The sequence below is a fragment of the Proteiniclasticum sp. genome (assembly GCF_003514505.1).
GTDB lineage: Bacteria > Bacillota > Clostridia > Clostridiales > Clostridiaceae > Proteiniclasticum.
In genome coordinates, this window is the sequence record NZ_DOPX01000021.1 from 18,962 (window position 1) to 29,428 (window position 10,467).

The following is a 10,467-nucleotide window of genomic DNA, read 5'->3' on the forward strand; positions in this document are numbered from 1 at the left end:
AGGAGCATGAAGAGTATGATCGGTCTTATTCTAGTATCCCATAGTGAGAAAATCACCGATGGAATTAAAGACCTGGTGGTAGAAATGACGAAGGACGCAGTGCCTATAATTTCCTGTGGTGGGACCACTGATGGAAGACTTGGGACCAGCGCGGACAAGATTGTGGATGCCATCAATGAACTATCTGGATGCAATCGTATTTTGATATTTACAGATATCGGAAGTTCAATCATGAGCTCGGAAATCGCGCTGGATCTTGTGGATGAAGATCTCAAGGAAAAGTGCATTCTGGTAGATGCCCCCATCGTTGAAGGTGCATTTGTGGCAGGCGTGCAGTCCATGGTCAGTGATGATGTGGATGCTGTCCTCGGGGAAGTCCAATTGACCAAATTAAGCAAATTTTAGTTCATCGCAACTAAAAAACACAAAATGAGAGGAGATATACTATGAAATTTGTAAAGAGCACAGTAGGTTTTACCATTGCTGGTATGTTCGTTATGAGCATTTGGGGCGACTGGGCAGGAGCTTACGGAAATCTTGGTGGCTGGTTTGCAGCTGTAGCAATCATCGGACCAATGTGGTTCCTGAACCACTATATCGGACTTATTGACAATCCTGGAGACCATGCATTTGTTGATATGGCTTGGGGTATTGCTTGGGTTGGTATCATGAGAGACGTATTCGGTACTGGAGACAACGCATTTGACTTAGGCAGACTCGTGAGCTCCCTGCCAACCATCGGTCTTCTCACAGTCGGTGCTTTATTAGCTGGTTTGGCTATTAATGCATTCAACAAAGCGAAGTAAGGGATAGGAGGTATAAATAATGGATTTCGGTAACATCATTACAACAATTGTAGGCGGATTTATGTTCCCATTCCTGATCGCCATGATGTGGGGAAAACTGGTTGAAGCCTTTGGCCCAATCGGTGGCTGGATGGCAGCTGCATTTATCGTTGGAACCATGTGGGCACTGAACCATGGTCTTGGAATGGTATATCAGTCAGGTACAGCTTGGATCGATATGGCTTGGGCTGCAGCTACAGGACTCTTCTTTGCAGACGTATTTGCTGGCAAGAAGATCAACGCAACTACTATCCTTGCTGGTATCCTTGGCGGTATCATCGGCGGATTTGTTCTTTCAAGCTTCCTATAAAATTTTAATTAGGTATTTATTGAGGATGCACAGTGTGCATCCTCTTTCATTTTTTGCCGAAAGGTTCTCAGAGAGCAGCTATTTCGCTATAATAAGGTAAGAATCGGATGAAATGAGGAAGAACGATGGATTTTGAACAGATGAATATACGCACAAAAAAGGAAGACAGCACCAAGGATGGGAAAGATCTTGCCTATCTTATGGAGAGGGCTGGAATGCAGTTTCGAGTGAAGGATGTACTTTATAAAACACCTTTTGGACTTTTGGAAGAAAGTGTTTTTCAGGAGAAGATTGAAAGTGTGCTTAGAAAACAAGGATTTTCAGAGTACTATTCTTCGGGGATTGGAAATTTAAAGGGGCTCATGGATGCCGCACATCAGTATGCTTCAGACCGGGTGACATCATACAAGGATCTTCCTTACCGAATGATGACCAAGGAGAATGCACAGCTTCAGGATGGATATTATGTGTCTATTTGGAAGAACAATCATCAGAGAGTTCTTCTTGCCAGTGTTCTGGGGGAAGAAAAAACAGAATGTTTGCAGAGAGGAAAGGAAGTATTATCCCTTCTTGAGATTCCATTTAGAGTAGAGGGAGACATGTTTTACTATGAACATGAAGAAGCACCTCGTGTTTTTGTTTCACCAGAATTCATAGAGAAGGAATACGTTCCAAGGACAGACATCAAAGAAATACAGAGAAGAACTGTTGAAACCCCGGGGGTGAAAACCGTGGAAGACCTGGTTCAGTTTTTTCAGTGTCAGATGACAGATATCCTGAAAACAATGCTCTTTACAGATGGGGATAAGGTGTATGCAGTCCTGACAGAGGGAAACAAAGAGGTGGACCTCAAGAAGGTTGGTCACGTGCTCTCTCTGAAAGAGGATATCCTGAAGCCGCTCTCCAAAGAGAAGGTTCTTGAACAAACTGGAGCAGAAGCTGGATTTGCAGGACCTATTGGGCTTAAGGCGGATAAGATACTCATTGATTACTCAGTGCAAAAGGAAAAAGCTTATATTACTGGAGCCAACAGAACAGATCATCATATCCAGGGAGTATATTATGGTAGAGATTTTTCTGGGTACTTTTATCATCTCACTGAGAGCGAAGAATCGTTCAAAGGGTGGCTATTGGGCAGCGTAAGAGTTCATGATGAAAAGATCAGGGTGCAGAACAAAGAAGGTGGTTACAGCTATGAACCTCTCACCAGCTTATACCTGAACCTCGACCGGATGAACTATGCGCTGCTGGAAGAGTCTAAAGATGAAAAGGGGTTTGACTTATCCAAAGCTCAAGCGCCTTTCTCACTGGTCATCACGCTCATAGACCCTAGAGTGGATAAACCAAGGGAAAAAGCGGAAGAAATGTATGAAGAGTTAAAACTGTGGGGCCTCCGTGTTCTGAAAGATTTCAGAAAAGACAGGCTGGGCAGTAAGTTCAGTGACTATGATCTCCTAGGTATCCCTTATAGAATACTGGTGTCTAAAGACGGAACCTTTGATGTGAAAGATAGAAATGGTAATCTACTTGACAAAGGACTTCAGAATCTAGTGGAAATTAGGAACACTGAAGTGATAGAATAGTGGTTAACAAAGTAAGTAATACAGGAGGAAGGTCATGAAGGTTTATAATACCCTTACAAGACAAAAAGAAGAATTTGTACCGATAGAAGAAGGAAAGGTCAGGATGTATGTCTGCGGACCTACCGTATACAATCTGTTCCATATTGGTAATGCAAGAACCTTCATCATCTTTGATACCATCAGGAAGTATCTGGAGTATAAAGGTTATGAAGTGAACTTTGTGCAGAATTTTACGGATATAGATGACAAGATGATCAAAAAAGCCCAAGACACGGATACCACAGTGAAAGAGCTTGGGGACCGTTATATCATGGAATATTACCAGGATGCGGACAAACTTAAGATCAAACGTGCTACAGTCAATCCTAGAGCAACAGAGTATATTGAAGAAATGATTGCGTTTATCTCTGAACTCATTGAGAAAGGGCTTGCTTATGAAGTGGATGGGGATGTCTATTACTCCACCAAGAGCTTTGCTGGCTACGGTAAGCTCTCTGGACAGAACCTTGATGACTTGCAGTCTGGTTCCAGAGTTGAAGTGGATGAGCGGAAGAAAGATCCTATGGACTTTGCGCTATGGAAGAAAGTGAAGCCTTATGAACCATCGTGGAAAAGTCCTTGGGGATTTGGAAGACCTGGCTGGCACATTGAGTGCTCCTGCATGGCGCTGAATCTTCTTGGTGAAACCATTGATATTCATGCGGGAGGTACAGATCTTATTTTCCCTCATCATGAGAATGAGATAGCTCAGAGTGAAGGCCGATCTGGAAAAACCTTTGCCAAGTACTGGCTGCATGGAGCCTTTATTAATGTAGACAACCGAAAGATGAGCAAGTCGCTGAATAATTTCTTCACCGCACGTGAGATTTTGGAGAAGTATGATTCTGAAGTAGTGAGACTCTTTATGATATCCGGACATTACAGAACTCAGATCAATTTCACCATAGAGCTTCTGGATTCAGCAAAGGCAAGTCTTGAGAGAATGTATAATGCACTTACAAGACTGAATGGATATCTCAGCACCGCATCGGAAGACGTGCAGCCTGAGGATGAAACTGTAAAAGCTTCTCTTCTTTCCTATAAGGAGAGATTTATAGAAAAAATGGATGATGACTTCAACACAGCGGATGCCATCTCTGTGATTTTTGAACTGATCCGCGATGTTAATATTAAGATTAACGAAAACTCTTCGAACTCTTTGATCACTTTTGCGATGGATCTCCTAAGAGATCTTGGCTCACCGCTTGGAATCCTGCAGAATCCTGTGGGCGGCACACTGGAAGAAGAGATTGAAGCACTTATAGCAAAAAGGAATGAAGCCCGTAAAAATCGTGATTTTGCAACGGCTGACAAGATCAGAAATGATCTGGCAGCGGAAGGGATTATCCTGGAGGATACCCCATCAGGTGTCAGATGGAGCAGAAAGAATTAACAATTTTGTTTCAAAATGTGGGGTCGTGACAAAAATGTCATGACCCCATTTTTTAACAAAAGCAAGGTGAAAACCATTAGATATTGTGCGATTTTAGTACGATATAGCATTTCGTGTTTATTAATCGCACAATTTTTTAACGATTTTCGCAATTCACGGGCTTCATTCTAATTGTTTTCATTGTTAATTATGAAATAATTGTAAATGTAATAAGATTTATAAAAAGTATTGTCTGATGATTAACAATGTATTAGAATAGGGATGTAGTCAATACAACAATAAAACACACGGAGGGACAGGGGAAACATGAAAAAAATATTTGCATTAGTCTTATCATCTGTACTTGCACTATCTGTATTCGCAGGTTGCGCTAAAACTGAGGAACCAGCTGAAACACCAGCAGAGACTCCAGTTGAAACACCAGCTGAAGAGCCAGGCGAAGAAGAACCAGCTGAAGAAGCAGGTGCAATCGTTAAGTTAGGTCTTGGAATCAAGACAAGCATTGGTAAGTCCAAGGATCTTACTGATGGAGCTGCTACCGGTCAGGTAGATTCAGTTATCGTTGCTGCTGGTTTTGACAAAGACGGCAAAATCGTTAGCGTTACAATCGATACAGCACAGGATAAGGTTGGTTTTGACGGAGAAATGAAGCTTACATCTGACACAGCTGTTGAAGGCAAGTCCAAGCTTGAACTTGGAGATGCTTATGGCATGAAGGGTGCTTCAGGAATTGGCAAAGAATGGAACGAGCAGATCGAAGCATTCGGTGCTTGGATGATCGGCAAGACCGTTGAAGAAGTTAAGGCTCTTGAACTGGTTGATGACGTTACAACAAACGAAGAACTTACATCTTCTGTAACAATCAAGCTTGGTGGATACATTTCCGCTCTTGAAGAAGCTTATGCTAACGCTGTTGAAGTTGAAGGCGCTGAAAAGGTTGGTCTTGGAATTGTTACTTCCATCGCGAAGTCCAAGTCCATGGAAGGCGAAACAATGGCAGTTGCTCAGGTTGACACCACTGTTGTAGCTACAGCTCTTAAGGCTGACGGAGTCATTGCTGGTACAGTAATCGACGTTGCTCAGACTAAGGTTGAGTTTGACAAGGATGGTAAGGTAGCAAGCGACAAGGCAGCTGAAGTGAAGTCTAAGGCTGAACTTGGAGATGCTTATGGCATGAAGGGTGCTTCAGGCATTGGCAAGGAATGGTTTGAGCAGGCTCTGTCCCTTTCCGAATACATGGTTGGCAAGACTGTTGCTGATGTAACAGGAATGGAACTGGCTGAGAACGTACCAACTTCCGAAGATCTTACATCTTCTGTAACCATCAAGGTTAACGGATACCTGGCAGCTCTTGATAAAGCTGGTAAGAACGCTAGATAATTAGAACACTTAAAACTCCTCCAGTTGCTGGAGGAGTTTTTTTTATGGTAGATATTTTGAAAAAATATTTAAGGAAATCATTCGGGAAAATTCACCCCTCTATGGTATAATTTTCCGGTAAATGTAACTCTATACAAACTGAAAGATACCGGGAGGTTTCTATGAAGAAATTTATGAAAATCATCTCCTCGCTTCTTCTTGCATCCGTCATCATCACTGGATGTCAGACAGCACCGAAGGAAGAAGTGAAGACCAAATATCAAGATACTTTTTTTGAGTATTTTGACACAGTGACCACAGTCATAGGGTATACCGATACCCAGGAAGAGTTTGATACTTATTTTACAGAGATCAAGGAAGAGTTTAAAAGACTTCATGAGCTGTTCGACATCTACAATACCTATGAGGGTGTCAACAATCTGAAGACCATCAATGACCATGCGGGAAAAGAACCGGTGAAGGTGGATCAGACCATCATTGATCTCCTGAAGTTTTCCAAGGAGTGGTATGGAAAAACCAACGGCAAAGCAAACATTGCCATGGGAGCTGTGCTTCGAGTGTGGAGCGAGTACCGCGAAGCAGCGGAGTTTGATCCAAACCAGGCGGAACTTCCGCCAATGGACCTTCTAGAGGAGAAAAATGCACATACCGACATCGAAAAGGTGATTATTGATGAAGCGGCAGGTACTGTGTATCTGGAGGATCCCCTCATGAGTCTGGATGTAGGCGCTGTGGCAAAAGGATATTCTGCAGAGTACGTTGCGGACAAGATGCGGGAAAAAGGCTTCACAAGCCTAATCATCAGCGCAGGCGGCAATGTGAAAGCTCTGGACAAACCATTAGATGGAGTCAGAGACAGATGGGGCATCGGCATCCAAAATCCTGATGAGAATATTTTCACTGGAGCTGCCAGCCTGGATACAGTTTTCGCCAATAACATTGCAGTGGTCACTTCAGGTGATTACCAGAGATTCTATGTGGTGGACGGCAAAAAGTATCATCATCTGATTGATGCGGCGACTCTGATGCCTGGAACACAGTTCAAGGCGGTGACGGTGGTTATGGAAGATTCTGGTCTTGCGGACTTTATGTCCACTACTTTATTCCTTTCCAGTCTGGAAGAAGGAAAGGAGATGCTTTCACAGATTGAAGGTGCTCATGCGCTGTGGGTCACCCATGACAATGAGATCATCTTATCTGAGGGCTTCTCATCCATGCTGAAAAGTGGTGGCGCTTCTGGTGCGGATTAACAGAGAAGTAGTTTCACCTTGAGTTTCAGTAAAAATAACTGAATTTATCTCTTTACTTTTAGAGATAAAACGAGTAGAATATTGTATGGCATATCCAAAAGATACAAAATACCGCGGCAAAGTATTTAAATTTTTGGAGGTAAACACAAATGGCAAAAATGATGGGACCACGTTTTAAGACAGCAAGAAGACTCGGTCTGAATGTTGTAGGTCACCCAAAGGCAATGAACAGAGCAAAGAGAGGAACATCCAGAGCAGACAAGAAGCTGTCTGAGTATGGCGTTCAGCTGCTTGAGAAGCAGAGACTTAGAACTTATTATGGCGTGCTTGAGAAGCAGTTCGTCAGATACGTAGATAAGGCGATGAAGAGCAAGGAGCAGACAGGTGCAATGCTTCTGAACCTTTTGGAGAAGAGACTGGACAATATGGCTTATAGAATGGGCTTTGCTTCTTCTATCAGACAGGCAAGACAGATGGTTAGCCACGGACATTTCCTGGTTAATGGAAAGAAGATCGACATCCCTTCCTATGGTCTTAGCGTAGGAGACGTTGTTGAGCTGAGAGAGAAGTCCAGAAAGACTGAAATGTTTGTTGAAAACTTCAACAACCTTTCTGCTTCACCACTGGGATATATCTCAAAGGATGTAGAGAACTTTAAGGCGACTCTGGTTAGAGAACCACAAAGAGAAGAACTGCCAATCGAAATCAATGAACAGTTGATCGTTGAGTACTACTCTAAGTAATCGGCATCACAAGGGGTCTGATACAATTCAGGCCCTTTTTTTCTACCATGAATTCATTTGTGAAATTGTGGATCATTTATAAAGGAGCTAGGAACGATATTATGGGAGAACGCATGATGCAGCAAATGCCTCTAACGGATGCTGGAGCACGAAATTATAATCCTTTGTCACTGGCATTCATTGGAGACAGCATTTATGAAAACTATGTGCGGGAAAAGCTGATTCTGACACATCCGACCATGCTGCCGCGAGATCTTCATATAGAAGCCATCCAGTATGTGAAGGCTGCAAGCCAAAGCAGGATCATTACACAGCTGGAAACGCAGCTGTCTGAAGAAGAGCATTATATATATAAAAGAGGAAGAAATACAAAGTCCCATACCGTCCCAAAGAATGCGGATGTTCTGGATTATAAAAGAGCCAGCGGTTTTGAAGCGCTGATTGGGTATTTGTATCTTACAGGGAAAAAAGAAAGACTCGAGGAAATCATCATGTATTCCTTTGAAGTCATTGAAAGAGGAGAATCTTATGACGAAAAAAGATAATAAGAGAAGAATTGCTTTTGAATATGAAAAAGAGCAGGCAAAACGAACAAAGAAAGAACGTCCTCAGAGAGAAGTGCGAGAAGAAAAGGAAATCAATGAGAATGTTATTGAAGGAAGAAATCCTATTCTCGAAGCGTTCGACAGTAAAATTACAGTGGAGAAGATACTGGTGTCCAAGGGGGATAACCAGGGTTCTATCATAAAAATCATGTCCATCGCAAAAGAAAGAGGCATTCCTGTCATAGAAGTGGATCGAAGAAAGCTGGATACAGTGGCCAATACACCACAGCATCAGGGAGTAGTCGCTTACATCACACCCTACAGATATGTGGAAGTTGCGGATATTCTTGCCATTGCGAAGGAAAAGGGTGAAAAGCCATTTGTGATGATCTTGGATGAGATAGAAGATCCTCACAACCTGGGATCCATCATCAGAACTGCGGAGCTTTGTGGTGTTCACGGTGTGATCATTCCGAAAAGAAGAAGTGTGGGCGTCAACAGCACAGTGTTCAAGACTTCTGCTGGTGCGGTGAACCACATGGCCATTTCCAAGGTGACAAATATCGCTAGAGTGATAGATGAACTCAAGGAAGAAGGCGTTTTTGTGTATGGAGCAGATATGAATGGCGATTCCAGAAGTCATGAAACGAATTTTTCTGGTGGTGTAGGGCTGGTCATCGGAAATGAAGGAAAGGGTTTATCCAGACTGGTTCGTGAGAAATGTGACGGTATTGTGAGTATCCCTATGGTGGGGAAAGTGAACTCACTGAATGCTTCTGTGGCAGCAGGGATACTGATGTACGAAGTGATGAAGTCCAGACTCTAATGCTTTCAATAACGGGGGATGGAGTAAGCGGTGGCAGAAACTATGCTGGCAGATGCTTCAAGGTGATGGAATAGATGAAAAGGGTATTTATTGACGGTTACAATGTGATCAATGCCTGGTCTGATCTCAAAGACCTGGATCTAGGGGCGGCCAGGGACAAACTCGTGGAGTATATGATCAATTATGCGAGCTTCTATGGTGCGAAGGTGACCATTGTGTTTGATGCCCACCGGGTTTCAGGCAACAGCCAGCATAAAGAGTATCGGGCGCCCATCGAGGTGGTCTACACGAAAGATAAAGAAACTGCAGATGCTTATATTGAACGGGCAGTGGATGAACTGGGTAGAAAAGTAGAAGTGCTGGTGGTTACATCAGACAATCTGGAGCAACAGATTATTTTTGGGAGAGGGGCTCAGAGAATGAGTTCCATGGAGTTCAGAGTGTCTTTTGAAGCGGCGGAAAAGCATATCAGTGAGAAGACAGAAGCTCTTTCTGACCGGAAAGGCATGAAGCTTTTCGATCATATGGATGAGGAATCCAGAGAAAAACTGGAAAAATTGCGTAGAAACGGCTGAAAGCTTGACTTTTAGCCGTTTTTGATTAATAATCTTAGTAAATTCAAGTGATGGCAATTGTTTGCTTGATTTAACGGGAGGGAACGCTTTGATGTTGGACGATAAAAAGTACAAAAGCTTATCCGATGAAGAGATTGTTTACCTCGCCCAAAATGGTGATAAGAGAGCTTCGGAGTTCATTACGGCCAAATACCTTCCTTATGTGAGAAACAAATCCAGAGCATACTTTTTGGTAGGCGGAGAAGTGGAGGATATCATGCAGGAAGGGCTCATTGGTCTTTATGAAGCAATTCAGGACTACAGCGACAGCAAACAGGCTTCTTTTAAAACATTTATGGACATCTGTGTAACGAGGCAGATTATGACTGCCCTGAAAGCGGCTTCCAGGCAGAAACATATTCCCCTCAATACCTATGTATCCCTCAATAAACCACTATTCCAGGAAGAAACGGACAGAAATTTCCAGGATACGTTCATCACTGAAAAAGTGGAGGATCCGGAGTCTTTATTCATTGATGTGGAGAAGACCATTGAAATCAATAAAGAAATCGAGAGATCTCTATCAGAGTTTGAGTATAAAGTTTTGAGACTTTATCTCCAAGGGGTCAGTTATGTGCGGATTGCAAAAGTCCTTGAGAAAGAAGAGAAAGCCATTGACAATGCCATCCAGAGAATACGGAAAAAACTCTCTAAAAACCTGATGGAAAGCACTTCCTGAGATTTTTCTGGAAAATAGTATTGACAGAATCGAGCCTTTTTAGTAATATTGATGAGGTGAGAGAAATGCCCATATAGCTCAGTCGGTAGAGCGTCACCTTGGTAAGGTGGAGGTCAGCGGTTCGATTCCGCTTATGGGCTCCATTTATTCTTTTTATACATGAAACACCAGGCTCCGTTGTAGGGGCTAGTCATGATAGAAAAAACGTATTATAATAATAAGGTAATGCTTATTCATTTAAGGAGGAAAGAAACATGGCA

12 protein-coding genes and 1 tRNA gene are annotated in these 10,467 nt (G+C 42.8%); all 13 read left to right on the forward strand.

Translation table 11 applies throughout. From position 1 onward, the window contains the following. Positions 1–6: 6 nt before the first annotated feature. The 13 genes from dhaM (at position 7) to DEF30_RS07075 (ending at position 10,350) form a co-directional block, all read left to right on the forward strand. Positions 7–405 (forward strand): dihydroxyacetone kinase phosphoryl donor subunit DhaM, encoded by a 399-nt coding sequence (gene dhaM, locus DEF30_RS07015; protein ID WP_242943574.1) that lies wholly within the window; start codon positions 7–9, stop codon positions 403–405. Positions 406–446: 41 nt separating this feature from the next. After that, positions 447–806, forward strand: a complete 360-nt coding sequence (locus DEF30_RS07020; protein ID WP_294097623.1) for a hypothetical protein — start codon at positions 447–449, stop codon at positions 804–806. Between the two features lie 19 nt (positions 807–825). Continuing rightward, positions 826–1,155 (forward strand): hypothetical protein, encoded by a 330-nt coding sequence (locus DEF30_RS07025; protein ID WP_294097625.1) that lies wholly within the window; start codon positions 826–828, stop codon positions 1,153–1,155. A 125-nt stretch (positions 1,156–1,280) separates the two neighbouring features. Further along, on the forward strand, positions 1,281–2,738 hold the full coding sequence (locus tag DEF30_RS07030) for a YbaK/EbsC family protein (RefSeq protein ID WP_294097627.1): 1,458 nt from the start codon (positions 1,281–1,283) through the stop codon (positions 2,736–2,738). Between the two features lie 34 nt (positions 2,739–2,772). Continuing rightward, complete coding sequence (gene cysS / locus DEF30_RS07035) at positions 2,773–4,170, forward strand: cysteine--tRNA ligase (protein ID WP_294097630.1); 1,398 nt, start codon at positions 2,773–2,775, stop codon at positions 4,168–4,170. 306 nt (positions 4,171–4,476) lie between these two features. Then, on the forward strand, positions 4,477–5,550 hold the full coding sequence (locus DEF30_RS07040; RefSeq protein ID WP_294097632.1) for a hypothetical protein: 1,074 nt from the start codon (positions 4,477–4,479) through the stop codon (positions 5,548–5,550). Between the two features lie 161 nt (positions 5,551–5,711). Further along, complete coding sequence (locus DEF30_RS07045; RefSeq protein WP_294097633.1) at positions 5,712–6,800, forward strand: FAD:protein FMN transferase; 1,089 nt, start codon at positions 5,712–5,714, stop codon at positions 6,798–6,800. Between the two features lie 149 nt (positions 6,801–6,949). Continuing rightward, complete coding sequence (gene rpsD / locus DEF30_RS07050; RefSeq protein ID WP_294097635.1) at positions 6,950–7,543, forward strand: 30S ribosomal protein S4; 594 nt, start codon at positions 6,950–6,952, stop codon at positions 7,541–7,543. Positions 7,544–7,656: 113 nt separating this feature from the next. After that, entirely contained in the window at positions 7,657–8,088 is a 432-nt protein-coding gene (locus DEF30_RS07055) for a ribonuclease III domain-containing protein (RefSeq protein ID WP_294097637.1), read from the forward strand. Next, a complete protein-coding gene (gene rlmB / locus DEF30_RS07060) occupies positions 8,072–8,914 on the forward strand; it encodes a 23S rRNA (guanosine(2251)-2'-O)-methyltransferase RlmB (protein WP_074913084.1) in 843 nt (280 codons plus the stop codon). The genes DEF30_RS07055 and rlmB overlap by 17 nt, the downstream gene beginning before the upstream one ends. 74 nt (positions 8,915–8,988) lie before the next feature. After that, the gene (locus DEF30_RS07065; RefSeq protein WP_294097641.1) at positions 8,989–9,489 is read left to right on the forward strand and encodes an NYN domain-containing protein; all 501 of its coding nucleotides are present in this window, start codon (positions 8,989–8,991) and stop codon (positions 9,487–9,489) included. Between the two features lie 91 nt (positions 9,490–9,580). Beyond that, positions 9,581–10,207: an RNA polymerase sporulation sigma factor SigH gene (gene sigH / locus DEF30_RS07070; protein WP_294097643.1), complete on the forward strand. Its 627-nt coding sequence runs from the start codon at positions 9,581–9,583 to the stop codon at positions 10,205–10,207. A 67-nt stretch (positions 10,208–10,274) separates the two neighbouring features. Continuing rightward, positions 10,275–10,350 (forward strand) — tRNA-Thr (locus tag DEF30_RS07075). Positions 10,351–10,467 lie beyond the last annotated feature (117 nt).

Excerpts from the sequence above, each read along its gene's own strand:
- DEF30_RS07040 (WP_294097632.1), top strand. The coding sequence starts at position 4,477 with ATGAAAAAAATATTTGCATTAGTCTTATCATCTGTACTTGCACTATCT.
- rlmB (WP_074913084.1), top strand. The coding sequence starts at position 8,072 with ATGACGAAAAAAGATAATAAGAGAAGAATTGCTTTTGAATATGAAAAA.
- DEF30_RS07020 (WP_294097623.1), top strand. The coding sequence starts at position 447 with ATGAAATTTGTAAAGAGCACAGTAGGTTTTACCATTGCTGGTATGTTC.
- DEF30_RS07030 (WP_294097627.1), top strand. The coding sequence starts at position 1,281 with ATGGATTTTGAACAGATGAATATACGCACAAAAAAGGAAGACAGCACC.
- DEF30_RS07055 (WP_294097637.1), top strand. The coding sequence starts at position 7,657 with ATGATGCAGCAAATGCCTCTAACGGATGCTGGAGCACGAAATTATAAT.
- dhaM (WP_242943574.1), top strand. The coding sequence starts at position 7 with ATGAAGAGTATGATCGGTCTTATTCTAGTATCCCATAGTGAGAAAATC.
- rpsD (WP_294097635.1), top strand. The coding sequence starts at position 6,950 with ATGGCAAAAATGATGGGACCACGTTTTAAGACAGCAAGAAGACTCGGT.
- DEF30_RS07045 (WP_294097633.1), top strand. The coding sequence starts at position 5,712 with ATGAAGAAATTTATGAAAATCATCTCCTCGCTTCTTCTTGCATCCGTC.
- DEF30_RS07065 (WP_294097641.1), top strand. The coding sequence starts at position 8,989 with ATGAAAAGGGTATTTATTGACGGTTACAATGTGATCAATGCCTGGTCT.
- DEF30_RS07025 (WP_294097625.1), top strand. The coding sequence starts at position 826 with ATGGATTTCGGTAACATCATTACAACAATTGTAGGCGGATTTATGTTC.
- cysS (WP_294097630.1), top strand. The coding sequence starts at position 2,773 with ATGAAGGTTTATAATACCCTTACAAGACAAAAAGAAGAATTTGTACCG.
- sigH (WP_294097643.1), top strand. The coding sequence starts at position 9,581 with ATGTTGGACGATAAAAAGTACAAAAGCTTATCCGATGAAGAGATTGTT.